Here is a 24,789-nt window from a genome sequence, read left to right as displayed (position 1 = left end):
CCATATTGGTGTGTATCGGAACGTCCACCGTCGGTTTCCAGCTATTTACGCGTTTATGAAATCAACAAGCCAAAGATATATCCAGAGTTGTTAATATACGTTAAACAGAATTTCGGATCATCACCCCAGTATATCCTTAACGTAGCGAAATATCTCTGTCGTCAAATAGATATAAGCAACCTTTACGAGGGCGTATGTCTAGCCAATAATAGGGAAATCAGCAACTTAAATTTGACAGATGAAGTTTGATATGGTCAAGATTCTACCCTTATCCATATGTTGACTTCGAAAATCAGGTTCCGTTTCAATTTCCCGGGCTTCATTCCTCGATAATGGAATTACTATTCCTCCGTGTATTATGGATAACTAAAAAATAGGGTTTTGACGGGATATTCATTTTACCGAGACGAAGCATCGGGTACGATGTGAGAAAGTATGGAAAAAGGTAGAGAAAATTACCTGATGGATGCAGCGCATGATGAGCAGGCGAGTGTCGCCTGGCGGAATGCACTGTTTTATGTGACGTTCTTTTATTTCACGGTCGGCTTCTCGCCTTATATCTCGCTTTCCTCGACCTATCTGGGGTCCGCCATGGCGGCCGGGTCCAACCTCCTCAACCAGCTCACCGCGATCATCCTGCTCATCAGTTTCGTGGCGTTCATGGCAAAGGAGCGGTCGTCTTCCATTGTCTTTACGCCGCGTTTGCTGATGCTCGCGATCTTCGGCTGGTATATCTTCACCTCAGTGGTGGGCGGCGCGCCGGTGTTTTCGCTGCGGCGGCTTGCCATGTGCGCCATCATCTGCGTGCTTGCCAGCTGCTTCCTGCAATTGCCGCGCACCGAGCGGCATTTCACCACGCTGCTTGCCACATGCGTGCTGATCATCCTGTTCCTCTGTTATTTCGGCGTTGCTGTCCTGCCGTCGCGGTCGATCCATCAGGCAAGCGATGCGCTGGAGCCGCTCCTCGCAGGCAACTGGCGTGGGGTCTTCCGTCACAAGAACGAGGCAGCCTCGATCATGGCGGTGCTGATGATCGTCGGGATTTATCTGTGCAAGCGCTGGTCCCTTATCGGCGGCCTGGCGGTTCTGTTGCTGTCGTTGATCTTTCTCGTCAAGTCGGGTGGCAAGACCGCGCTCGGCCTGATGCCGATCATCATCGCCACGGGCTGGTTCATCGTGGGCTGGCCAAGATGGCGTTACGCTGTTGTGACCGTGCTTCTGGGAACCTTCGCCGTGGTGATCGTCGGCACGACCGTTGATCCGGTCTTTTCACAGATGCTGACGAAACTGGGGATCGACGCCAGTTTCACCGGCAGAACCGATATCTGGACCGTCTCCATAGATTATATCCGCCAAAGCCCGATCGTCGGATACGGCTACCAGGCCTTCTGGCGCAGCGACACCCTGATGACGAGCTTCACCGAGAACAATACCTGGGCAACGACGGCGCCGGATTCCCACAATGGCTATTTCGACCTTGTGCTTGGCGGCGGCGTGCCAGGTCTTATTCTGGTGCTGACGTGGATTTGTCTGATGCCGCTTCGCGATCTCGGCAAGATGGATGAGGCCACGCGCAAAAGCCCGCTGACGAAGCTCTATGTCGGCGTCTGGCTTTATGTCCTGCTCTACGGCTTTCTCGAAACGATGTTCTTCCTCAGTACCGGTTTCGTCTGGTTTTTCCTCGTCGTTGCCGTGATGGGCCTGCGTTTGCAGGCGAATGCCAGCCTTGTCGAGGATGAGGCGCAGGCGGAACCGCAATTGGCCCTGACTGGCAGTAACGCGGCCAGCGTGGCGAGGCGCATCAGGGGCAAATCGCGCAGATCGTTGCTCGCAGATGATATTTTGAAATGATTTTTCGTTTCAAATGTGTAAAAGAGCCTGATATTGCGCGCGTTTGCAGCGGGTTTCGCTAAACATGCGTGGCTTAAGTCTTTGTTGTTATGCATGTCCTGTCGCAAAACCGCTCCGCATTTTGCTCGACACGCAATGAACCGGATCGGCAAGGTCAATAAATGGCAGATACAGGCGCCTGTGCGCTCGAAGCGGATGACATCCACAAGAGCTTCGGCGCACACGAAGTTTTGAAGGGCGTTTCGCTGAAGGCCCACAAAGGCGATGTCATATCGATCATCGGCTCGTCCGGTTCCGGCAAGAGTACCTTCCTGCGCTGCATCAACTTTCTCGAAACGCCGGATCGCGGCCGGGTCATCGTCAATGGCGAGGAGATCGCCATGAAGATTGGCAGGGACGGCAAGGCTGTGCCGAAAAGCTGGCGGCAAGTGGAAAAGCTGCGGACAGGGCTTGGCATGGTGTTCCAGAATTTCAATCTCTGGGCCCACCGCACCGTTCTGGAAAATGTCATCGAAGCGCCTGTTCACGTTCTCGGCGTCAAGCGGCAGGAGGCGGTGGAAAAGGCCGAAGCCCTGCTGAACAAAGTTGGCCTTTACGACAAGAAAAATGCCTATCCGGCGTTCCTCTCCGGCGGGCAGCAGCAGCGCGCCGCGATTGCGCGCGCGCTCTGCGTGGAGCCGGCGGTGATGCTGTTCGACGAACCCACCTCGGCGCTCGATCCGGAACTTGTGGGCGAGGTGCTGAAGGTCATCCGCGATCTGGCCGAGGAAGGCCGCACAATGTTGCTCGTTACTCACGAGATGGGCTTTGCGCGCGATGTTTCCACCGAGGTGATGTTTCTGCATCAGGGCCGTGTGGAGGAAGCGGGGCCACCGGCGCAGGTGTTCGGCAATCCGGTAAGCGCCCGTTGCAGGGAATTTACCGGCGCGCTGGCGTGATGGCCGTTTCGCTTCGCCGTTTGTTTTAACAGGAGAGACTTTAAATGAAATTCTTCGCCACGCTGCTTGCCGGAACGGCATTTGCGGTTTCCGCCTTCACCGCCAGCGCCGATGTCCGCTTCGGCATCATGAACGAATCCTACCCACCCTTCTTCGCCAAGGATGCCAGCGGCAAGTGGCAGGGCTGGGAAATCGATCTCATGGACGCCGTCTGCGCGGAAATGAAGGAAAAATGCTCGATCGTCGAGCTTTCCTGGGATGGCCTCATCCCGGCGCTGCAGACGAAGAAGTTCGATGTTATCTGGTCGTCCATGTCCAACACGGAAGAACGCGAGAAGGTCATCGATTTCACCAACAAATATTACAACACGCCGAGCAAGCTGATCGGCGCCAAGGATGGCAAGCCGGGTGCGGCGCCGGAAGACGTCAAGGGCAAGACCATCGGTATTCAGGTCGCGACCATCCAGTCTGAATATTACAAGAAATATTTCGCTGCTGTCGCAGACGAAAAGACCTATCAGACGCTGGACGAGGCGTTTCAGGATCTCGCAGCCGGCCGTATCGACTATGTGTTCGGCGACTCGCTCGTTCTCGATGCCTTCGTGAAGAGCGATGCCGGCAAGGATTGCTGCGCCGACATGGGCAACGTTGCGGATGACAAGGAAATCCTCGGCCTTGGCGTTTCCGGCGGCCTGCGCAAGGACGACACCGAACTCAAGAACAAGCTGAACGCTGCTCTCGCTGCCGTTCGCGCCAGCGGGAAGTATGACGAGATCACCAAGAAATACTTCAGCTTCGATATCTACGGTAAGTAATTTCTCCTGACCGGTCAGATAAATGGCAAGCCTTGAAACCACGCTGCAACTGCTGTCACCCTATCCTCCGGGATGGGGCGGCACCCTTTTGAAGGGTGCGGCGTCGACGCTTGCCATTTCCGCCGGTGCCTATCTGATCGGCATCGTCATCGGGCTTGCCGGTGCACTTGGCAAGCTCTCCGGCAACAGGCCGCTTGGCCTTCTGCTCAATATCTACACGACGGCAATCCGCGCCGTTCCCGAACTGATCCTCATCGTCGGGCTTTATTACGCCGGCACTGATGGCCTGAACCGGCTGCTACAACTGGCAGGCCTGCCGCCTTTGGAAGTGAACGGTTTCGTTGCCGCTGTTGCGGTTCTGGGTTTCGTGCAGGGTGCCTATATGACCGAGGTGCTGCGCGGTGCGATCCTTGCCATTCCGAACGGGCAGATCGAGGCGGCGCGCGCCTTCGGCATGTCGCCGGCCTTGCGTTTCCGCCGTGTGGTCTTGCCGGCACTGTTGCCGAACGCCCTGCCGGGCCTTGCCAATCTCTGGCTTGCGGTAACGAAGGATAGCGCGCTGGTGGCGGTTGTCGGTTATCAGGAGCTGGCGCTTGCGACACGGTTGGCGGGCGCCAGCACCAAGCAATATTTCCTGTTCTTTCTTGCCGCAGCCCTGCTTTACCTTGCCATTACGCTGGTTTCCAACCTCGTCTTTTCGCTGCTGGAGCGCCGTGTGCGGCGCGGCCAGCCGGCCTTGGCATAAAGGGGCCGCGGCATGGATTTTTCATGGATCGCCAAATATTGGCCGCTGCTTATGTCCGGTGCCTGGCAAACGCTGGCGCTGCTCGTCATCTCCGTCAGCATTGGTTTTCTTCTCGCTATAGGGCTTGCCTTCGCGCAGGTCAGCGGCGGGCGTGTGACAAAAATTCTGGCGCGCGCCTATTGCACCTTCTTTCGCGGCACACCGCTTCTGATCCAGCTCTGGCTGCTCTATTATGGCGTCGGCTCGTTTCTGCCGATGATCCCCGGCTTACGTCAGAGTTTCATGTGGCCGGTGTTGCGCGAGGGCTTCTTTTTCGCCGCCGTCAGCTTCACACTGAATTACGCGGCCTATGAGGCCGAGGTTCTGCGCGGCGCGTTGCTGGCTGTGCCAAAGGGTGAGCTGGAGGCGGGCCGGGCTTTCGGCATGGGCCGTTTCACCCTTATTCGCCGCATCTGGCTGCCGCGCGCCATCCGCATCGCGCTGCCGACAATTGCGGGCGAGGTGGTGATGCAGCTCAAAGCCACGCCGCTTGCCTTTACCGTGACGGTGATGGACCTCTACGCCGTGGCCTATAAGGTGCGGCAGGACACGCTGCTCGTCTATGAGCCGCTGATCGTCGTCACCGTCTTCTATCTCATTCTCACCGCCATAATTGCCCGCTGTTTCGGTCTTATCGAACAGCAGGTGCCGGTCCGGCGGTAAACCGTTCAAGGAGCATGAACATGGGCACTATCCGTATTCTCGACGGCGGCATGAGCCGCGAATTGCAGCGGCTCGGCGCCGAGCTGAAACAGCCGGAATGGTCGGCGCTGGCGCTCATCAATTCACCTGATATCGTGCGGCAGGTGCATCAGGAATTCATCGAGGCCGGTGCCGATGTCGTCACCACCAATTCCTATGCGCTGGTGCCGTTCCATATCGGCGAGGAGCGTTTCCAGAAGGATGGCGCATCGCTGATCGCCCTTTCCGGCAGGCTGGCACGCGAGGCTGCGGACGCCTCCGGCCGCGACGTGCTGGTGGCCGGTTCGCTGCCGCCGATCTTCGGCTCCTATGAGCCGCAGAACTTCGATGAAACGCGGGTGCAGGACTACCTGAAGGTGCTGGTCGACAATCTTGGGCCCTTCGTCGATGTCTGGCTGGGTGAGACGCTGAGCCTGATCGCCGAAGGCGAAGCGGTGCGGGAAGCCGTGGCCGCAACCGGCAAACCGTTCTGGATTTCCTTCACGTTGAACGATGATGCGGCTGCGACAGGCGGCGGCGAGCCTGCGCTGCGCTCTGGTGAAACGGTAAAGGCGGCGGCCGAATGGGCCGCGCAATCTGGCGCTGCCGCCCTGCTGTTCAATTGTAGCAAGCCGGAAATCATGAAAGCCGCCGTGGAAACGGCATCCGCCGTCTTTGCGGAAAAGGGCGTTTCGCTTGAGATCGGCGTTTATGCCAATGCCTTCGAAGGTGAACAGGGCGATTCCGCCGCCAATGAAGGTCTGCACGGCACGCGCACCGACCTGACCGACGATGTCTATTCGCGGTTCGCCTGCTCCTGGGCGGATGCCGGCGCAACCATGATCGGCGGCTGCTGCGGCATTGGCGCTGCCCATATCCACACGGTTGCAACGGCATTGCGGCGCGCGGCCGCCTGACGCTACCGCGAGCGCTCCCAGCGACATTGAGTTGAAAGCGGCAGGCTCAACGCCTGCCGCTTTTTTTCGTTGCGGCCATTGACCTCAACTATAGTTGAGGAATTATCAGGGAGTGGAACATTACTGAAGGACGTTCCATGAGCGATAATACACTCTCCATCCGGATCATTTTTGGCAGTGCCCGCAATCCGCGGTTCTGCGATGTCATCGGCAAATGGCTGCAGGAGCAACTCGGCGCATTGCCGGGGATCGAGTTTGCGGTGCTCGACCCGCGCGAACTTGATTTGCCGCAGGGCCACACGCCCGACCGCGCCTCCGTGCGGCAACTTCGTGAAAGCCTTGATGCCGCCGATGCCTTCATCGTCGTCACACCGGAATATAATCGCAGCTACCCCGGCGCGCTGAAGGTCCTGATCGATTCCGCCTATGACGAATGGGGCGCCAAGCCGGTGGCCTTCGTTTCCTATGGCGGGATTTCCGGCGGCCTGCGCGCTGTCGAGCAGCTTCGCCCCGTGTTTGCGGAACTGCATGCAACGACGATCCGCGATGTCGTCAGCTTTGCAAATCCCTGGGACCGTGTCGATGCCGCCGGGCAGTTCGACCCCGGAGCGCCAGCGGCAAGCGCGCTGGAAACGATGATGGGCAAGCTGGGCTGGTGGGCGCATGCGTTGAATAAGGCGCGTTCCGCAACACCCTACAAAGGGGCTTGAGAATGACTGACAATTCCCCGTCGCTGAAACTCACTCTTCTGTTCGTCGCCACACTCACCATCATGGCCGGAACCACGGTTGCGCCCTCGCTGCCCGCCATCGAACAGAGCTTCCTGTCGACGCCGAATGTCGAGATCATGAGCCGCATGGTGCTGACGTTACCATCGGTTTTCGTGGCTCTTTGCGCGCCGGTCGCCGGCGTGCTGGCGGATCGGTTCGGCCGCAAGCGGCTGCTGCTCGGCGCGATCCTGCTTTACAGCCTTTCCGGCATGTCCGGGCTTTTTGCCGATAGTCTTGCGGGCCTGCTCGTTGGCCGGGCCTTTCTGGGGTTTGCGATCGGCGGCATCATGACGATCGGCACGGCGCTGGTGGGCGATTATTTCGAAGGCCCGGCGCGGGAGCGTTATCTCGGCCTGCAACAGGCCTTCACCCAGCTTGGCGGTGTCGTTTTCGTGGTGGCGGGCGGCTTGCTGGCGGATGTTCACTGGCGCGCGCCCTTCGCGGTCTATGCCGTGGCGCTGCTCATTCTGCCGGCGGCACTGTTGTTTTTGCGGGAGCCGGCAAGAAACAATAGCCACGTTAAAAACGGCGGCGAACAGGCTTTTGCGGTCAACTGGTTTCTGGTGGCCGTGCTGGCACTGGCGGCATTTCTCGTCAACGCCCTGTTTTACACCATCCCCTCGCAATTGCCGTTTTTCCTGCGGGAGCTTGGGCTGTTTTCCGGCAGCGTTGCCGGATACGCCATCGGCATCTTCAATCTGGCGGGCGCGCTGATGGCGCTCAACTTCGGTCGGTTGGGGGCGCGGATTGGCGTGACCGTTATTCTGGCGGTCGGGCTGGTGTTGATGGCAACGGGTTTTGCGCTGCTTGCCGCGGCAGACGGGTTGGTTTCCATGCTTTCGGCGCTTGCGGTGGTGGGCCTTGGCCTCGGTGCTGTGATGCCGGCTATCATGTCCACGACGATCATGCTTGCGCCGCTGCGGTTGCGCGGGCGTATTGCCGGCGTCGTTACGGCATCGATGTTTCTCGGGCATTTCATATCGCCGCTGGCAAGCCAGCCTTGGATCGCCCGGTTCGGTTTTGCCGTGACCTATCGCGATATTTCCACGGCGTTCACCGTCATGGCCGGTCTTGCCGTCATGGCTTCCATAATTCAGCGATGGGCGGCGGTGCGAAAGCCACGGTCTTTTGCCCGGGGTGGATGACACGCTCTCTTTGACGTTGTCACTGATCGATGGGGACGGGGGCAACAGCCCTCGTCAATGTTTTGCCGACTGACATTTCCTGTAGCCGGCATGAATATTGTAAGAAAACCAACGAAGCGCGGCTGTGAGACGATCAGCCGTTTTCCGTTCTTTTCCCTCGAAATGTGGCCCGGGGTTTCCGCTTGCTGGCGGACGCGTGCCGCCCGCATAATGGTGACCTGTGTGCATCTGCGCGTTAAATGCGTAAAATGGCGCACCCGACAGGATTCGAACCTGTGACCTTTGGAATCGGAATCCAACACTCTATCCAGCTGAGCTACGGGTGCAGCGGTCACGCTTGAATCGCGTGCAGCGGTTGGTTCATACCCCAGCTTTCTTTCCGCATCAATGTCTAAAAATCAAAGATTTACGAAATGGGGCCTGTTTTCCGGTGAAGGGGAGAGCGTGGGTTGCTGTGAGGGCTGCTGTCTGCATGTTTGCGATAGCAGGGCGGTATGTTGTTTGCGGTATTGCGTTTCTTCCTGATAAGACGTTTCCCTTTTAAGTAGTATTTTACGGCCGCATCCAGCGGCTGTCCTGGCGCTTTTGTACACAGGCGGGTTGATTGTCGTATCGCCTTTCAAACAAGGCGGGGGAGAAGGTTTTTGACCCTAAAAATCGGCGGGTAAATAATCATACTTTTCTTTTGCGCCCGATGGTGATTACGAGACAGGGGTTGTCGCAATGGGTATTAACTGTCAAATTATTATACAATATTAGTATCATCTACATTTATTTGGGATACAGTTTAGTCCTGTTGTCGGTTATCATTCCGGCAGGGTTAAGGAACGAATCAGGCGGGGGATCGGATGGCTTTGCAATTGGCACATAGCAACGGGCCACGGGCGGAAAAGGCCGAAAGCGGCGGCACGCAGGCGGAACATTTAAACGCTATCGACTATGGATTGTTGACGACCGCGATCGGTTATCATTTGAGGCACTCGCAACTTGCCGTGGCAAACGGCTTTTCCGACGTGCTGGCGGAGATGGGATTGCGGCCGGCCGATTTTTCCGTTCTCGTCATAGTCGGCGGCAATCCGGGCCTCAAGCAGAGCGATGTGGCCGAGGCGCTTGGCATACAGCGTGCCAATTTCGTCGCGATCGTCGATAGCATGGAAAGCAAGGGATTGCTTGCCCGCCGCAGGTCGGAAGAGGACAGGCGCGTTCATTTCCTCGACATGACGGATGAGGGCAGCAGCCTTCTTGAGCGCCTTTCCGATGCATGGCGTGACCGCGAGGAAAAGCTGATCGACCGGATCGGCGGCAAAAAAGCCCGTGACCAGCTGCTGGCTCTGCTTGGGCGCCTGCGGGACTGAGCGGTATCGGTCAAGCCGGTCGGCAATCCCTCTGCCCCTGCCTCTCCCTTTCACGAGGGTCTGATTGGTAGCGGGTCGATTTGCGTTGCAATTTTCCTGCGAAACGGCCAAGACGCCTTGGACGTGCCGACGCCTTTGGCGTCGCGTCATGCAATGTTCTGGAAAGGCCCGAAACGGGAACGCCATGCTGATTATCGATACGAGCCATCCGCTTTATCGCCGCTTGTGGGTCAGATTGCTCATCGTCGGCTTTTGCGCCGCCTGGTCCGTCATCGAATTCGTCAATCGCGAATTTTTCTGGGGAACGGTTGTCGGCGGCGTGGCGGTCTATGCGGCCTATGAGTTGTTGCTGAAGTTCAAGCCCGCCAGCGAGGAGAACGCTGGAGGCAAGGCTGACGCGGCCAGGGACGATTCAGACGAGCCAGTGGAAAGCGCACCCACGGATAGAAGCGACGCCGGCTGAGGCGAGCTTTCCGGGCGTAAAACCGCTACCTGCCTCTACTGGAAATGTTCACGGGTTCGCAGCATCCGTATCGCCTGGTCAATCAGGAGATTTGCCGCTGTCATGCGCAGCGTCGCATTGTGCCGGAATTCCGGTCTCACTCCGTCGGGATGATTGAGCCTTGCGAAGGCGCGGCGCTTTTCCGCAAGCGTTGCGGCGGTGTCGGTTTCATGGATGGCCAGTTCTGCTGAAACATCCGCGAGCGAGGTCTTTTCGAGATGGGCCGGCATAGGTTCGGGTTGGGGTTCCGGCTGGGGCTCGGCAAGCGCGACGGGCTCCGGCAGAAAGGCCAGATAGGCGTCGAGACTGGCGTTTCCCGGTTGCGGTGCATCCGGATAGGTATCCATGACGAAGCCAGAGCTGAAACCCACAATACGATGACCGGTGGGCGGCGTCGGCTCCGCGCTTTCGTCTTCTTTTTCCTGTCTCAGTCTTTCAACGACCGACTCGAAGACGGATTGTCCGAAAAGCATGCGGCTATTCCCTGGGCAAGTCCCGATAAATCCGGCCTCTATATACAATGAAGTTGGCGTCTGGCTTGCCTTCCTCAAAAGCCCGTCAGTTTGCGGCTTTCATCAAGAACCAGATCGTAGAGCAGCCGGGCGCTGGGCGGCAAAACGCGGCCTTTGGTGGTGATGATGCTGTAAGGCTTGACGACAAGCTCGAAATCCGTCGGCAGGATGCGGGTGCGGCCGATATCGGCCTGCTGGCCGGCCACGAACTCGGCCATGTCCTGCGCGATTGGCGCAATTGCATCCGTGTTGCAGATAAGGGCAAGCGTCAGCACCACGGATGGTGTGTTGATGACGTTGCGCGGCATGGCGACGCCGTGAGTGAGGAACACGTCTTCCATCGTTCTGCGCAAAAGCGCGCCGGGCGGCTGGAAGACCCAGTCATAACCGGACAGATCCTGCAATGTCACGGGCTCGCCGTGGAGCAGGGGGTGGCCCTCGCGAACCACCAGACAGGCGCGCTCGATGCCAATTTCATGGATGGAGAACAGGCCGGGGTCGAAATCATCGGGGATGCGGCCGATGATGAAATCGTGACGTGCGGCCAGAAGTTCCCGCGCCAGCACGTTGCTACTTTCCACCTGCACGTTGATCTCGATACCGGGATAGGTGTCCATCGCCCGTCTTATGGCGGGCACGACCAGGCTGATGGCCGGTGCGGTGACGGCGCCGATATAAACCGATCCGCCGCTGCCGGATTTCATCTGGTTGAGTTCGCGGCTCGCCTCACGCAGCTCCAGCAATATGGTGCGGGCGCGTCGCGCCAGCGCCTCGCCGAACTTGGTCAGCACCACACCGCGCGACGCTCTCTGACAGAGCGGGCTTTTGACGATTGCTTCCATTTCCGAGAGCATGCGCGATGCCGCCGGCTGCGTCATGTTCATGGCGGCGGCGGCAGCGCTGACCTGCCCGTGCTCCTCGATCATGACCAGCATGCGCAGGTGGCTCATCTTCAAGCCGGCGCGCAGCAAAGGGTTGTCTTCGAAGACGAAGAGCGCATCCGCTGTTTGCGTCTGCTCATACACTTTTTGGTTGCTCATTCGCCGGTTTATACCCCTCAATGGTTATTGTATCGATTTAATATATCATAATTGATATACATAAACTGATTTATTCTATTTGACAGTTATATGGATTCAGAACAATTTGCGGAATGCCGGGGAGGAGCGGCATCTGTTCCATTTCGCAGTTGCGAGATCGGAACGGGCGCAATGCGGCTTCTTCCTCTGATGGCATGAATTTTATGGTGCAACGCAACAAGCGGGTACCAAAGAGGGTTCAAGGGAGAGAGTTAATGAAGTCCATTATTTCGCTGATGGCGGCTTGTGCCATCGGTGCTGCTTCCTTTGCAGCGCCGGCTTTTGCGCAGGACAAGGGTTCTGTCGGTATCGCCATGCCGACAAAGTCTTCCGCGCGCTGGATCGATGACGGCAACAATATCGTCAAGCAGCTGCAGGAAGCCGGTTACACGACCGATCTGCAATACGCCGACGACGATATTCCGAATCAGCTTTCCCAGATCGAAAACATGGTCACCAAGGGCGTTAAGGTCCTCGTGATTGCTTCGATCGACGGCACGACCCTGTCGGACGTTCTGAAGCAGGCTGGTCAGCAGGGCATCAAGGTCATCGCTTATGACCGTCTCATCCGCAACAGCGGCGACGTCAGCTACTACGCCACTTTCGACAACTTCCAGGTTGGCGTTCTGCAGGCAACTTCGATCGTCGACAAGCTTGGCCTGAAGGACGGCAAGGGTCCGTTCAACATCGAGCTGTTCGGCGGTTCTCCTGACGACAACAACGCCTTCTTCTTCTACGATGGCGCGATGTCGGTTCTGAAGCCTTACATCGACAGCGGCAAGCTGGTCGTAAAGTCGGGCCAGATGGGCATGGACAAGGTCGGTACGCTGCGTTGGGATCCGGCAACGGCCCAGGCTCGCATGGATAACCTCCTGTCGGCTTATTACACGGACGCGAAGGTTGACGCTGTTCTGTCGCCCTATGACGGTCTGTCCATCGGCATCATCTCCTCGCTGAAGGGCGTTGGTTATGGCACGAAGGACCAGCCGCTGCCGGTCGTTTCCGGTCAGGACGCTGAAGTTCCGTCGGTCAAGTCGATCATTGCTGGCGAACAGTATTCGACCATCTTCAAGGACACTCGCGAACTCGCGAAGGTTACTGTTGGCATGGTCAACGCCGTTCTGCAGGGCAAAGAGCCTGAGGTGAACGACACCAAGACGTATGAAAATGGCGTCAAGGTTGTTCCGTCCTACCTGCTCAAGCCGGTTGCCGTGACCAAAGACAACTACAAGCAGGTTCTCGTCGACGGTGGTTACTACACCGCAGACCAGCTGAAATAAGCCTGCAACACATGCGGGGATGGCTTGGCGCCGTCCCCGTTTTTCCATAAAAATAAAAACGCCTGAATTAATCGGGCGCTGGATTGCGATATGGCCAATACCATTCTCGAAATGCGGAACATCACCAAGACGTTTCCGGGCGTAAAAGCGCTTGAGAACGTCAACCTTAAGGTAAAGGAAGGTGAGATCCACGCGCTCGTTGGCGAGAACGGCGCTGGAAAGTCGACCTTGATGAAGGTCCTTTCCGGTGTTTATCCCGCTGGCACCTATGAGGGCGAGATCCACTATGAAGGTGCTGTGCGAAATTTTCGCGCCATCAACGACAGCGAAGATATTGGTATCATCATCATTCACCAGGAGCTTGCGCTTGTGCCGCTCCTGTCGATTGCCGAAAATATTTTCCTTGGCAACGAGGTCGCTTCGGGCGGCGTGATCAACTGGCAGCAGACCTTCAACCGTACCCGCGAACTTCTGAAGAAGGTGGGCCTGAAGGAATCGCCGGAGACGCTGATTACGGATATCGGCGTCGGCAAGCAGCAGCTGGTCGAAATCGCCAAGGCGTTGTCGAAGAGCGTGAAGCTTCTCATCCTTGATGAGCCGACCGCCTCGCTCAACGAGAGCGACTCCGAGGCTCTGCTCAACCTTTTGATCGAGTTCCGCAAGCAGGGCATGACGTCGATCATCATCACCCACAAGCTCAACGAAGTGCGCAAGGTGGCCGACCAGATCACCGTGCTGCGCGACGGCATGACGGTGAAGACGCTCGACTGTCATCAGGAAGAAATCAGCGAGGACGTCATCATCCGCAACATGGTGGGACGCGATCTAGAAGATCGTTATCCGCCGCGCGACGTGCCGATCGGCGAGACCATTCTCGAAGTGAAGAACTGGAACGCCTATCACCAGCAGCACCGCGACCGGAAGGTCCTGCACGACATCAACGTCACCGTGCGCAAGGGCGAAGTCGTCGGCATTGCCGGGCTGATGGGGGCAGGGCGCACGGAATTCGCCATGAGCGTGTTCGGCAAGTCCTACGGTCACAAGATCACCGGCGACGTTCTGATCGACGGCAAGCCCGTGGATGTCAGCACCGTTCGCAAGGCAATCGATGCCGGTCTTGCCTATGTGACCGAAGACCGCAAACATCTCGGTCTGGTGCTCAACGACAACATTCTGCACAACACCACGCTTGCCAATCTGGCCGGCGTGTCGAAGGCCAGCGTCATCGACGACATCAAGGAAATGAAGGTGGCGAGCGATTTCCGCACACGCCTTCGCATCCGCTCTTCAGGCATCTTTCAGGAAACGGTCAATCTTTCGGGCGGCAACCAGCAGAAGGTCGTGCTCTCCAAGTGGCTCTTCTCCAATCCTGATGTCCTGATCCTCGACGAGCCGACACGCGGTATCGACGTTGGCGCGAAATACGAAATCTACACCATCATCAACCAGCTCGCTGCCGACGGCAAAGGCGTTCTGATGATCTCATCGGAAATGCCTGAATTGCTCGGCAATTGCGACCGCATCTACGTCATGAACGAAGGCCGCATCGTCGCTGAATTGCCGAAGGGAGAGGCGAGCCAGGAAAGCATCATGCGCGCTATCATGCGCTCAGGGGAGAAGAACTCATGAGTTCGGCAAACACCACAAACGAAGAAAGCAACGTCATCTCGGTCGGGTCGTATATTCGCTCCAATATCCGCGAATACGGCATGCTGATCGCGCTCGTCGCTATCATGGTTTTCTTCCAGTTCTATACCGGCGGCATTCTGTTCCGGCCCGTGAACCTGACCAACCTCATCCTGCAGAACTCGTTCATCGTCATCATGGCGCTTGGCATGCTGCTGGTCATCGTGGCCGGACATATCGACCTTTCGGTCGGTTCCATCGTCGCCTTCGTCGGCGCGATTGCGGCCATATTGACCGTGCAGTGGGGCATGAACCCGTTTCTCGCGGCGCTGATTTGTCTTGTCATCGGCGGCATCATCGGTGCTGCCCAGGGTTACTGGATCGCCTATCATCGCATCCCGTCGTTCATCGTGACGCTGGCGGGCATGCTTGTGTTCCGCGGCCTCACGCTTTTTGTGCTCGGCGGCAAGAACATCGGCCCGTTCCCGACGGATTTCCAGATCATCAGCACCGGCTTCCTGCCTGATATCGGTGGCATCGAAGGTCTGAACACGACGTCGATGATCCTGACATTGGTGATTACGGTCGTGCTGTTCTATCTGGCGTGGCGCCGTCGCGTGGTGAACGTGAAGCACGGCATCGACGTGGAGCCATTCGGTTTCTTCATTGTGCAGAACCTGCTCATCTCAGGCGCTATTCTGTTCCTTGGCTACCAGCTGTCCACCTATCGTGGCCTGCCGAACGTCCTGATCGTGATGCTGGTTCTGATTGCGCTTTACAGCTTCGTGACGCGCCGCACGACCATTGGCCGCCGCGTTTACGCCATGGGCGGCAACGAGAAGGCGACCAAGCTTTCCGGTATCAACACCGAACGCCTGAGCTTCCTAACCTTCGTCAACATGGGTGTACTGGCCGGTCTGGCCGGCATGATCATCGCGACACGCCTCAACTCGGCAACGCCGAAGGCAGGCGTTGGCTTCGAGCTTGATGTGATCGCAGCCTGCTTCATTGGCGGTGCCTCGGCCTCCGGCGGCGTTGGCAAGATCACCGGTGCTGTTATCGGTGCCTTCATCATGGGCGTCATGAACAACGGCATGTCGATCGTCGGCCTCGGCATCGACTTCCAGCAGATGGTCAAGGGCCTCGTGCTGCTCGCTGCCGTGTTCTTCGACGTCTACAACAAGAACAAGGGCTGATTGCCCAGCCAATATAGCAAGTCAAAAAAGTGGCCGGTTTCCGGCCACTTTCATAAGGTGAAGGCGCAACGCGCCGAAGAAGATAAGGCGCGTTGCGCCGCAGGAAGGAAATCCCGTGCTCATTTCACAGATCAAGGATGCCAGTGGCAAAATCACCGTCGCCGTTCGCGAAGAAGGCGGACAGGCGCACGCCGTCAACGGCGCTCAATCGGTTTACGCGCTGGCCATGGAAGCTGCCAATAGTGGCAAGAGCCTTGCCGATGTTGTGTCCGCCCATGGTCTCGGCGATGCCGTCGATCTTGAAAAGGCTTACGCTGAAGGTCGCTTTCTGCCACCGATCACCCATCCCGATCCGGCGCATCTGCATCTGACAGGCACGGGCCTGACCCATCTCGGTTCTGCTGCTACCCGCGACAGCATGCACAAGAAGACCACGGAAGCCGCCGAGGAAAGCCTGACGGATTCCATGAAGATGTTCCGCATGGGTCTGGAAAATGGCAAGCCGAAGGCTGGCGAAAAGGGCGTTCAACCCGAGTGGTTCTACAAGGGCAACGGCTATGTCGCAGCGGCACCCGGTGCTGCTCTCATCTCTCCGTCCTTCGCGCTTGATGGCGGCGAAGAGCCGGAAATGGCCGGCATCTACGTGATCTCCGATAAGGGCGAACCCGTGCGCATCGGCTTTGCCGTGTCGAACGAATTTTCCGATCACGTCACCGAGCGGATCAACTATCTCTACCTCGCCCATTCGAAGTTGCGCCCGGCAAGCTTCGGCCCGGAAATCCGCGTCGGCGTTGCACCGTCGGATATTCGCGGCACCTCGCGCATCCGTCGTGGCGACAAGGTCATTTTCGAAAAGCCGTTTGTTTCGGGTGAGGACAACATGTCCCACACTTTCGCGAACCTCGAATATCACCACTTCAAATACGGCCTGTTCCGCGCACCTGGTGACGTCCATGTGCACATGTTCGGCACCGCGACGCTCTCTTTTGCGGAGGGCATCAAGCCGGAAGCGGGTGACGTGTTCGAGATCGAGGCCGCTGGTTTCGGCCTGCCGCTGAGGAACCCGCTTGCGGTTAATGCGGAAGAAGAAATCACGGTTCGGCAGATCTGATCTACCGGGGCTGCACGTTAAAAACGGATAGAGGGAGGGGGTCGCTCAGCGTCCCCCTCTCGACGTCATCCCCGGCTTGTCTTCAGGTGGGACACATCCGCCAAAGCGATAACGCCGCGGTTTTGCCAGTAATCGTCTTGTCTTAGGTGCGTAATGCTGCCGGAAGACGCGGGAAAGCTGACATAACCGACGCTGTCGATCGGCATTTTGATCCATGCCGCGATGACGAAGGTAAGAGCAAAGCCATGGGTAACGATGATCTGCGTGGGGCAAGGACGCGATATAATCGTGTCCACGGCGCGGTACACTCTTTCGGCCAACTCTCGTCTCGTTTCGCCATCAGCAATTCCGCCACGATGATCCATCCGGTCGTGATGGGGGGCCGGTATCTGACGGGCGTCGAGCCATTCCTGCGGCATACCACCCGCCGAACCGTAGCTGATTTCCCGCAGGCCATCCGTGGTTTCAAAAGGGGACTTGAGGTGTTCAGCAATGATTGCCGCAGTCTGGGAGGCCCGCAGAAGATCGGAACTGAAGATTTCGACTGATGCGTTGCCGATCAAGGCCACAAGTTTCTCGGCCGTCGCCTGCGCATCGGCTTTTCCCTTGGGTGTCAGTTCGGTATCATACCAGCCACCAACCTTGTTCTCGACATGATGGACGGACTGGGTGTGCGTGACGACAAAAATGTTCTTCATAGTGTTCTTCCGGGTAACTGGGGCCTACTCGAACCCCCACAGCCTGCTTTCGCCCACCTCCACGGAATTGCCGGCCGGGTCGCGGATGTAGACGGAATAGCTGTCATTCGGCCAGCGGTGATAGTGTTCGATGGGAATTCCAAGCTCCTCGAAGCGGGCTTTCCAGTCGTCCACTTCTGACTTGTCTTTCGCATAAAAACAGAAATGGCCTTGTCCGGGTGGCGCCGTGGCGCGGGATCGGATTGTCGGGGGTGGCCTTGCGCGATTGTTGCGGATCGAAGACCAGCAGCATCTGCCGGCCACATTTGAAGAACACGAACTGGCCCGGCAGCCTGCGCACCACCTCCAGCCCGAAGACATCGCGATAAAAGGCCTCAGCGGCGTCGAGATCGTTGGCGTAGATCGCCGTTTCCATAAGGGCGGCTGGCGGTTTCATGGTTCCTCCCCGATGTCTGGCAACGGATATAGCGGACAGTCTATGTTTTCGTGCTGTAGGTCAGCACCGTCAGGTCGTGCTTACCAACACCACGCTCCAGAACGGTCCAGCCGCAGTTCGTATAATAGGTTTCGAGACGGCGCTGGCAGCACAGGTAGCTGATGTCGTGACCAAGTTCGGCGGCCCGTTGTGTTGCGGCCTGCATCAGCGCCCGGGCGACACCTGAGCGTCTGCTGTTTTCCTCCACCCAGAGTGCGGCAACCCATGGCAGATATTGTGGCCGCTCCTCCAGATCGCAGTGGATAAGGAAGGCGGAGCCGACGTAACCCTTGTCGTCATGGGCGACGAAGCCGGTTGGCAGGGCATGGGGGTTCACCATGTCCTTCAGATGTTCAGCCACATCGCCGACCTGGAGGCCACTATCCTGCCACCATGCCGTCCAGACCCGTTCCGCAATGATGGGTCCATGGTACTGGCAGTCGCGATAGTCGGAAATACTGTACAAAAAGCCCTCTCCCTGATCGGTTGCTGCGGCGATTTAACCGGTCACGGCGGGCTTTCGCAACCCACAGGTTGTTGAAAGCGGATCAGGGTTTCGTTGCCGTCACATGCAGCCAGTCGGTCGGCAGCTTGTCGTAACCGCTGCCTTGCCGTGCTTCTATTTCCACCCCTGCCCAGGCGAAATGCCCGTACAGGTCCTCAAGCCAGGTTTTCGAAGGATAGTTGTAATAGCGGCCGAACGTGTCGCGGCCTTCCGCTTCCCCGGCCTTGAAGCTGGCGTAAAAAACACCGCCCTGTTTCAGCGCCGTATGGATGCGGCGGATGATGCCGGGAAGGGCAGGGCGCGGCACATGCAACAGGCAGGCATTTGCCCACACGCCGTCATAAGTCTCCACCTCGCCGATATCTTCGAAAAGCAATGTTGCGACGGGAATGCCGAGCCGCGTTTCGGCCGCCTTGGCGATTTCGGGTGTGCCGTCCGTCGGGCGCACGTCGAAGCCTGCAGCGAGCATGAATTCACTGTCCTGCCCGCCACCGCACCCCAGTTCGAGGATGGTCGCGCCTTTGGGCAGGCGCGACAGGAATTTTTCCAGATGGGGAAGGTCCGCCGTCTGCCCTCTCGACGTATAGACTTCGGCATTATCCGTATAAAAGCCGATCGTTTCGTCGTCTCTGCCGGCCATTGTCTCAGCTTTGCGATTGGCTCTGCGATTGCTGCACGGTCACCGAAACGTTCAGCGTTTCGCCGGCCGGGCCGATCCGCATGCCCGATATCGGCGCGCAGTCGCGGTAGCAGAGGCCAAGGGCAATGCGCACGTAGCGATCGTCAGGGCAGATATTATTGGCGGCGTCAAAGCCAACCCAGCCGAGCCCCTGCAGATGCACCTCGGCCCAGGCATGGGTTGCCGTCTGCTCCGCCACGTCTTCCATCATCAGATAACCGGAAACATAGCGGGCGGGCAGGCCCATCAGCCGGGCGGCGGAAATGAGGATATGGGCATGGTCCTGGCAGACGCCCTTGCCGGCTTCGAGTGCCAGTTCGGCGGTGGTTTCGGTGTCGGTCGAACCCGGCACATATTCCACCTTGCTGTTGATCTTCTCCATCAGGTCGTGCAGGCGCTCGAGCTCGCTGTTGCCGGTGCTGGCCTTCGCCAGTTCGCGCACGAGTTTGCCGGGCTTCGTCAGCGGCGTCTCGCGCAGGAACAGCCATAGCGGCGCACTGCCGGTATGGGGGCCGACCATGCCGGCCCTGTCTTCGGTTATGACGAGGCCACCAGCCACGACCTTGACCCTGCGTTGCGGGCCTTCGGTCTCGACCAATGCGACACGGTTGCCGAAATGGTCGTCGTAGCTCACTTCGACGGTGGCGCCGTCGACCGATACATCCCAGTCCTCCACCGTCTGGCACGGGCCGGTCTGTGGCGTCAGGCGCAGCCGCTGCAATGCATAGGGCATCGGCTCGTCATAGACATATTCGGTCGTATGGGTGATTTTCAGACGCATAAGCTGTCCCCGTCCACGCGCTTACAGATAAAAGCGGTAGCCTTCCATGATTTCCTGCCCCAGCTGCCCGTTCCGGTTGACAAATCTCTCCAGAAACTCGTGCAGGCCTTCATCCATGACGCGATCGATCGTCGTCTTGCGCAGACTGTCGCGAATGCTTTCCGCCGTTTCATGCGCCTTGTGCTTTTCACCGTAATCCTCAGCTATGTAATTGAGGTTGCTGGTGATCTTCTCATAGCAATAGGCGAGCGAGCGCGGCATGCGGCCGTTGAGAATGAGGAAGTCGGCAATGTTGGCGGGCTTGTATTCCGCATCGTAGACCCAGCCATAGGAGCGGTGCGCCGAGACCGAGCGCAGGATGGATTCCCATTGGGCGTTGTCCAGCGAGGAGCCGACATGCGCCACGGCCGGCAGCAGCACGTAATATTTTACGTCTAGAATGCGGGCGGTGTTGTCGGCGCGCTCGATGAAGGTGCCGATGCGGGAGAAATTATAGAGATCGTTGCGCAGCATCGAGCCGTGGAAGGCGCCGCGCACCAGACCGGCGCGATGCTTGATGACATCGATGGTCTGCGGCAGTTCGGCATGGCTGAGCTTGCGGCCGAGGATGTTCTTCAGCTCGATCCAGAATTCGTTGGTAGCTTCCCATGTCTCGCGCGTCAGCGCGGTGCGCACCATGCGGGCATTGTTGCGGCCTGCCTCGATGCAGGACATGACGCTCGAAGGGTTTGCCTTGTCCCGCAGGAGATAATCGATCGCGTTGGCCGCGGTCACCTTCTCGCGCGTTTCGAGAAAGGCTTCGTGCACGCCGGCACTCTGCAACACGCCGTCCCAGTCCTCATCGCCGCTGCCGCTGCGCGTCAGGGAAACGCGCAGGCCCGCATCGATAAGCCGGGCGATGTTTTCAGCGCGCTCAATATACCGGAACATCCAGTAGAGCCCGTTTGCCGTTCTGCCCAGCATGGCTTAGTCCTCCAGTACCCATGTATCCTTGGTGCCGCCGCCCTGGCTGGAATTGACCACCAGCGAGCCCTGCTTGAGGGCAACACGGGTCAGTCCGCCGGGAATGATCTTCACCTTGTCTGAAACCAGCACATAAGGACGCAGATCGACATGGCGCGGCGCGATGCCGTTTTTCACCATGATCGGCACGGTGGAAAGCGATAGCGTGGGCTGCGCGATGTAATTGGAGGGGCGGGCTTTCAGCTTTTCGGCAAAAAGCGCCCGTTCCTTTTTCGACGCGGTGGGGCCGACCAGCATGCCGTAACCGCCCGAACCGTGAACTTCCTTGACGACCAGTTCCGCAAGGTTGTCGAGAACGTATTTCAGGCTGTCCGGCTCCGAACAGCGCCATGTCGGCACGTTTTCCAGAAGCGGCTTGCGGCCGGTGTAGAACTCGACGATCTCAGGCATGTAGGAATAGATTGCCTTGTCGTCGGAAATGCCGGTGCCCGGCGCATTGGCGATGGTGATGTTGCCGGCGCGGTAGACATCCATGATGCCGGGTACGCCGAGCGCCGAATCCGGCCGGAAGGTGAGCGGATCAAGGAAGTCGTCGTCGACGCGGCGGTAAAGCACGTCGATGGCCTCGTAGCCACGGGTAGTGCGCATCTTGACCTTGCCGTCCATGACGCGCAGGTCGGACCCTTCCACCAGCTCCACGCCCATCATGTCGGCCAGGAAGGAATGTTCGTAATAGGCGGAATTGTAGATGCCAGGGGTCAGCACCGCGACGCGCGGCTTGCCGGTGCAGCCTGGGGGTGCAAGCGAGGCGAGCGATTGGCGCAGCTGATAGGGGTAGTCCTCCACCCGCTGCACCCGGTTTTCATGGAAGAGTTCCGGGAACATCTGCATCATCGTTTCACGGTTTTCCAGCATGTAGCTGACACCTGAAGGCGTGCGTGCGTTGTCTTCCAGAACATAGAACTGGTCTTCGCCTGTGCGGACGATATCCGTGCCGACAATGTGGGTATAAACGCCGCCGGGTGGCGTGAAACCGATCATTTCCGGGAGGAATGCGACGTTCTTCTCAATAATTTCGCGTGGAATTCGCCCGGCGCGAATGATTTCCTGCTTGTGGTAGATATCGTCGAGGAAAGCGTTGAGAGCGAGAACGCGCTGTTCGATACCCTGGGCCAGTTTGCGCCACTCGCGCCCGGAAATGATGCGCGGAATGATATCGAAGGGGATCAGTTTTTCTGAACTGTCGGCGTGGCCGTAGACTGCGAAAGTAATACCGGTTTTTCGAAAGATGTTTTCCGCGTCTTTAGACTTCTGGATCAGGTGTGCCCTGTCCTGCCGGCTGTACCACTCGTTATAGTTTTCATATGGGCTTCGCGGCGCGTTGTCCGCATTTATCATTTCGTCAAATGCCAACTTCGATGTCCCCTTTTTTGCCATATGAATACAACGACAAATGCAATGCAAGAACTATGCGGAGGCCTCCGTGAAGATTTTTTACCGCCCTAGAGTTTTAAAAAAGAAGCGTTTTTTCGCTTTCAGCCTATAAATGCGGCATTGGCAAATTGGTTGCAGGGCAAGGTGGGGTGGAACGGGGTGGTGGCACTGTGTGCGCCGTGGGCGAATGCACAAATTTTGTTCGTTCGCTTTCGGTTGATGGGTTTTGGGTGTGGCATCAGAAAATCTGAAAGATGCGATCACCAAAACACTTTTGACCTTTTGCGGGGATGGGGATACCGGCTAGCTTGGACGGCTGTGTTTCGCCAAGGGGTGCGCGCCGAGATCCGGCCGGGTAGTTCACCGGTTGCTTCAAGTCGTAAAAATGTCAATTCGCCGCATGCCTTATGTCCCGGGCCCATGTCCGGTTGCGGGGCATCACGCGGCACAGGGGAAGTTCCCATGTCGCTCGACCGTCTGGCTCCGGCCATCTTCGTCTTTCTCTGGTCGACCGGCTGGGTCACCGCGAAATATGCCGTTTATTATACTGGTCCGCTGACCTTCCTCTGTCTGCGTTACCTGTTGGCGGGTGCGATATTGTGGGCGATCTGCCGGTTTTCCTCCATTCAATGGCCTGAACGGCGCATCGATGTTTTCCGGGCAATCTTGTCCGGCGTGTTCCTGCACGGCCTTTACCTTGGCATGATCTGGTGGGCGATAGGGCAGGGCGTGCCGGCGGCGATCGGCGGCATTATTGCCGGTTTGCAGCCATTGATGACGGCGGTTGCCGCCCGTTACATGATCGGCGAAAAGATCTCTCCGGTGCAGCGTGCCGGCTTGCTTCTCGGCTTTGTCGGCATTGCCATCGCCGTGCTGCCGAAGGTCATGGCGTCAGGCGCGCTCGGCCTTTCCGTGCCGCTTTATGCCGTGGCGGTGAATGTGCTGGGCATGACGTCCGTGACCTATGGCACCCTTTACCAGAAGAAATACGTCCATGGCGGAAACATCATGGCGGTCGCCACGCTGCAATATGTCGGCGCCCTCATCGTCACCGTTCCCTTCGCGCTGTTGCTGGAGGATGGTCATGTGGACTGGAGCCTCGGGCTTGCCGCCACGCTCGTCTGGTCGGTGGGCGCGATCTCCATCGGTGCGGTGGCCCTGCTGCTCTATCTCATCCGGCGCGGGCAGGTCTCGCGCGCTGCCTCGCTGATCTATCTCGTGCCGCCGCTTGCCGCCGTGGAAGCGGCCCTGCTTTTCGGGGAAACGCTGACGCCGGCCATGATTGCCGGCACGGTCCTGGCGGTAACGGGGGTTTATCTGGCCAACCGCCGGCCTGCAGCGCCGGTTGAGGCACGTTAATTCCTACAACCTCATATTAGAGATTTGTTAACCATAAAATTATACCTCTCGTTAATCTAGAGATTTGGCGGGGGTTACATGTCTATTTCACGTCGTGGTGTTCTGTTCGGATTGCCGCTGTTGCTGGCCGGCTGCGCAAGTTCCGGCATCGGGCAGCAAAGGCTTAATTATGCGGCGAAGCCGGACGAGAAGTTTCCGCTTCCGGAAATGCATCTCGACAAGGTGAAGCCCGAGCTGCGCCGGCAGGAAGTGGCATACGATACCGCGCATCCGGCTGGAACGGTGATTGTGGATACGCCCGCGCGGCGTCTTTACTACGTACTGGGCGATGGACGGGCAATGCGTTACGGCGTCGGCGTCGGTCGCCAGGGGCTTGCGCTGAAGGGCGACGCCTATATCGGCCGGAAGTCGGAATGGCCTTCCTGGACGCCGACCGCAAACATGATGCGCCGTGATCCGCGCAATCTGAAATACGCCGGCGGCATGGAGGGGGGGCCCGAACAACCCGCTCGGCGCACGGGCGCTCTACCTCTATCGCGGCGGCAACGACACCATGTTCCGTCTGCACGGCACCAACCAGCCGCAATCCATCGGCCACGCCATGTCAAGCGGCTGTATCCGGATGCTGAACCACGACATCATCGATCTTTACAGCCGCGTGCCGGTTGGCTCCAGGGTCGTGGTGTTGCAGGCCTGACGGAGAGGCGGATTTTTCCGCCTTTGCCACTCGAAAAAATGCCTGTATCCTTGGGTTGATTTTTTCCACATGAGTCCAGTTTTATGGTGGAAAATCAACCATGTGTAGAATGACTCCCTTTATGTATTTAAGGGAGTTCTGCTATATCGGAAATGTGATTTTCGGTGTTCGAGACGTGTATCCATAAAGGCATGATTGCGCTGTATCGAGCGTCGCACCACTTCAACGGGGACACATGAACATGGCAATTTTAGACAATCTCTCCCGCTACCGCCCGCAGGCACTCGGGGCGCTGCGCATCATGACGGCGCTGCTTTTCATTTCGCATGGAACGCAGAAGCTGTTCGGTTTCCCGGCATCGCAGATGGACGGCTCCCTGCCGACGATGCTGCTGGTGGCGGCGCTTCTGGAAGCCGTTGGCGGCATTCTCGTGCTGGTCGGCCTTTTCACGCGTCCGGTTGCCTTCATCCTGTCCGGCCAGATGGCTGTTGCCTATTTCATTGCGCACGGGCCTAAGAGCTTCTTCCCCGCGCTCAATGGGGGCGACGCCGCGATCCTGTTCTGCTTCATCTTCCTTTATCTCGTGTTTGCCGGTCCGGGCGCTTTCTCGGTGGATGAACGCCGGGCCTGATCGGC

General features: G+C 58.1%; 24 protein-coding genes, 1 tRNA gene and 2 pseudogenes. 17 read left to right on the top strand and 10 right to left on the bottom strand.

What is annotated here, in order from left to right:
• Nucleotides 1–435 precede the first annotated feature (435 nt).
• From uppW to RBH71_RS23830, 8 genes are all read left to right on the top strand, one after another.
• Nucleotides 436–1,851 (top strand): Wzy-type polysaccharide biosynthesis protein UppW, encoded by a 1,416-nt coding sequence (uppW, locus tag RBH71_RS23865; RefSeq protein WP_019565136.1) that lies wholly within the window; start codon nucleotides 436–438, stop codon nucleotides 1,849–1,851.
• Nucleotides 1,852–2,012: 161 nt separating this feature from the next.
• Entirely contained in the window at nucleotides 2,013–2,789 is a 777-nt protein-coding gene (locus RBH71_RS23860) for an ABC transporter ATP-binding protein (RefSeq protein WP_003513836.1), read from the top strand.
• Nucleotides 2,790–2,833: 44 nt separating this feature from the next.
• The gene (locus RBH71_RS23855) at nucleotides 2,834–3,604 is read left to right on the top strand and encodes a transporter substrate-binding domain-containing protein (RefSeq protein WP_003513835.1); all 771 of its coding nucleotides are present in this window, start codon (nucleotides 2,834–2,836) and stop codon (nucleotides 3,602–3,604) included.
• Between the two features lie 22 nt (nucleotides 3,605–3,626).
• On the top strand, nucleotides 3,627–4,349 hold the full coding sequence (locus RBH71_RS23850; protein ID WP_003513832.1) for an ABC transporter permease: 723 nt from the start codon (nucleotides 3,627–3,629) through the stop codon (nucleotides 4,347–4,349).
• 12 nt (nucleotides 4,350–4,361) lie between these two features.
• Nucleotides 4,362–5,051 (top strand): ABC transporter permease, encoded by a 690-nt coding sequence (locus RBH71_RS23845; protein ID WP_003513820.1) that lies wholly within the window; start codon nucleotides 4,362–4,364, stop codon nucleotides 5,049–5,051.
• Nucleotides 5,052–5,071: 20 nt separating this feature from the next.
• On the top strand, nucleotides 5,072–5,986 hold the full coding sequence (locus RBH71_RS23840; RefSeq protein ID WP_003513818.1) for a homocysteine S-methyltransferase family protein: 915 nt from the start codon (nucleotides 5,072–5,074) through the stop codon (nucleotides 5,984–5,986).
• 137 nt (nucleotides 5,987–6,123) lie between these two features.
• The gene (locus tag RBH71_RS23835) at nucleotides 6,124–6,696 is read left to right on the top strand and encodes an NADPH-dependent FMN reductase (RefSeq protein WP_003513816.1); all 573 of its coding nucleotides are present in this window, start codon (nucleotides 6,124–6,126) and stop codon (nucleotides 6,694–6,696) included.
• Between the two features lie 2 nt (nucleotides 6,697–6,698).
• Nucleotides 6,699–7,901, top strand: coding sequence for an MFS transporter (locus tag RBH71_RS23830; protein WP_003513815.1), 1,203 nt, complete (start codon nucleotides 6,699–6,701; stop codon nucleotides 7,899–7,901).
• A 249-nt stretch (nucleotides 7,902–8,150) separates the two neighbouring features.
• On the opposite strand, the gene RBH71_RS23825 is transcribed toward RBH71_RS23830, so the two are convergent.
• Nucleotides 8,151–8,227, bottom strand: a tRNA-Arg gene (locus tag RBH71_RS23825).
• Nucleotides 8,228–8,749: 522 nt separating this feature from the next.
• Between RBH71_RS23825 and RBH71_RS23820 the strand changes: the two genes are divergently transcribed.
• Both RBH71_RS23820 and RBH71_RS23815 read left to right on the top strand, forming a co-directional pair.
• Nucleotides 8,750–9,256: a MarR family winged helix-turn-helix transcriptional regulator gene (locus RBH71_RS23820; protein ID WP_111790639.1), complete on the top strand. Its 507-nt coding sequence runs from the start codon at nucleotides 8,750–8,752 to the stop codon at nucleotides 9,254–9,256.
• Between the two features lie 184 nt (nucleotides 9,257–9,440).
• Entirely contained in the window at nucleotides 9,441–9,719 is a 279-nt protein-coding gene (locus RBH71_RS23815) for a hypothetical protein (protein ID WP_003513720.1), read from the top strand.
• Nucleotides 9,720–9,754: 35 nt separating this feature from the next.
• Here RBH71_RS23815 and RBH71_RS23810 read toward each other — a convergent pair whose 3' ends face one another.
• Nucleotides 9,755–10,231 carry a hypothetical protein gene (locus tag RBH71_RS23810; protein WP_003513719.1) on the bottom strand — a complete coding sequence of 159 codons (477 nt, stop codon included), beginning with the start codon at nucleotides 10,229–10,231 and terminating at the stop codon, nucleotides 9,755–9,757.
• Between the two features lie 74 nt (nucleotides 10,232–10,305).
• Nucleotides 10,306–11,310: a LysR family transcriptional regulator gene (locus RBH71_RS23805; protein WP_003513718.1), complete on the bottom strand. Its 1,005-nt coding sequence runs from the start codon at nucleotides 11,308–11,310 to the stop codon at nucleotides 10,306–10,308.
• Between the two features lie 254 nt (nucleotides 11,311–11,564).
• Between RBH71_RS23805 and chvE the strand changes: the two genes are divergently transcribed.
• The 4 genes from chvE (at nucleotide 11,565) to araD1 (ending at nucleotide 16,562) form a co-directional block, all read left to right on the top strand.
• Nucleotides 11,565–12,629: a sugar ABC transporter substrate-binding protein ChvE gene (chvE, locus tag RBH71_RS23800; RefSeq protein WP_003513717.1), complete on the top strand. Its 1,065-nt coding sequence runs from the start codon at nucleotides 11,565–11,567 to the stop codon at nucleotides 12,627–12,629.
• Nucleotides 12,630–12,719: 90 nt separating this feature from the next.
• Nucleotides 12,720–14,258 (top strand): sugar ABC transporter ATP-binding protein GguA, encoded by a 1,539-nt coding sequence (gene gguA / locus RBH71_RS23795; RefSeq protein ID WP_003513716.1) that lies wholly within the window; start codon nucleotides 12,720–12,722, stop codon nucleotides 14,256–14,258.
• Nucleotides 14,255–15,451, top strand: coding sequence for a sugar ABC transporter permease GguB (gguB, locus tag RBH71_RS23790; protein WP_003513714.1), 1,197 nt, complete (start codon nucleotides 14,255–14,257; stop codon nucleotides 15,449–15,451). The genes gguA and gguB overlap by 4 nt, the downstream gene beginning before the upstream one ends.
• A 115-nt stretch (nucleotides 15,452–15,566) precedes the next feature.
• Entirely contained in the window at nucleotides 15,567–16,562 is a 996-nt protein-coding gene (araD1, locus tag RBH71_RS23785; RefSeq protein ID WP_003513712.1) for a 2-keto-3-deoxy-L-arabinonate dehydratase AraD1, read from the top strand.
• 65 nt (nucleotides 16,563–16,627) lie between these two features.
• Here araD1 and RBH71_RS23780 read toward each other — a convergent pair whose 3' ends face one another.
• From RBH71_RS23780 to RBH71_RS23750, 7 genes and pseudogenes are all read right to left on the bottom strand, one after another.
• Nucleotides 16,628–17,260, bottom strand: a complete 633-nt coding sequence (locus RBH71_RS23780; RefSeq protein WP_003513710.1) for a histidine phosphatase family protein — start codon at nucleotides 17,258–17,260, stop codon at nucleotides 16,628–16,630.
• Between the two features lie 24 nt (nucleotides 17,261–17,284).
• Nucleotides 17,285–17,696 (bottom strand): annotated as a pseudogene (locus tag RBH71_RS23775) (VOC family protein).
• Between the two features lie 40 nt (nucleotides 17,697–17,736).
• On the bottom strand, nucleotides 17,737–18,201 hold the full coding sequence (locus tag RBH71_RS23770; RefSeq protein WP_003513705.1) for a GNAT family N-acetyltransferase: 465 nt from the start codon (nucleotides 18,199–18,201) through the stop codon (nucleotides 17,737–17,739).
• A gap of 82 nt (nucleotides 18,202–18,283) precedes the next feature.
• A complete protein-coding gene (locus RBH71_RS23765) occupies nucleotides 18,284–18,880 on the bottom strand; it encodes a class I SAM-dependent methyltransferase (RefSeq protein WP_003513704.1) in 597 nt (198 codons plus the stop codon).
• Between the two features lie 4 nt (nucleotides 18,881–18,884).
• A complete protein-coding gene (locus RBH71_RS23760) occupies nucleotides 18,885–19,700 on the bottom strand; it encodes a transglutaminase family protein (RefSeq protein ID WP_003513702.1) in 816 nt (271 codons plus the stop codon).
• A 21-nt stretch (nucleotides 19,701–19,721) separates the two neighbouring features.
• Nucleotides 19,722–20,663, bottom strand: a complete 942-nt coding sequence (locus RBH71_RS23755) for an alpha-E domain-containing protein (protein ID WP_003513700.1) — start codon at nucleotides 20,661–20,663, stop codon at nucleotides 19,722–19,724.
• Nucleotides 20,664–20,666: 3 nt separating this feature from the next.
• Complete coding sequence (locus RBH71_RS23750) at nucleotides 20,667–22,076, bottom strand: circularly permuted type 2 ATP-grasp protein (protein WP_003513699.1); 1,410 nt, start codon at nucleotides 22,074–22,076, stop codon at nucleotides 20,667–20,669.
• Between the two features lie 483 nt (nucleotides 22,077–22,559).
• Here RBH71_RS23750 and RBH71_RS23745 point away from each other — a divergent pair, with 483 nt between their 5' ends.
• The 3 genes and pseudogenes from RBH71_RS23745 (at nucleotide 22,560) to RBH71_RS23735 (ending at nucleotide 24,784) form a co-directional block, all read left to right on the top strand.
• The gene (locus RBH71_RS23745; protein WP_003513697.1) at nucleotides 22,560–23,456 is read left to right on the top strand and encodes a DMT family transporter; all 897 of its coding nucleotides are present in this window, start codon (nucleotides 22,560–22,562) and stop codon (nucleotides 23,454–23,456) included.
• Nucleotides 23,457–23,534: 78 nt separating this feature from the next.
• A pseudogene (locus RBH71_RS23740) lies at nucleotides 23,535–24,153 on the top strand (L,D-transpeptidase).
• 235 nt (nucleotides 24,154–24,388) lie between these two features.
• Complete coding sequence (locus RBH71_RS23735) at nucleotides 24,389–24,784, top strand: DoxX family protein (protein ID WP_019565150.1); 396 nt, start codon at nucleotides 24,389–24,391, stop codon at nucleotides 24,782–24,784.
• The last annotated feature ends 5 nt before the right edge of the window (nucleotides 24,785–24,789 follow it).

The sequence above is a fragment of the Rhizobium sp. AN68 genome (assembly GCF_030758035.1).
In the GTDB taxonomy this organism is placed as follows: Bacteria; Pseudomonadota; Alphaproteobacteria; order Rhizobiales; family Rhizobiaceae; genus Agrobacterium; species Agrobacterium tumefaciens.
The sequence above is the reverse complement of the archived record's forward strand: the minus strand, read 5'-3'. Positions and strand labels throughout refer to the sequence as shown.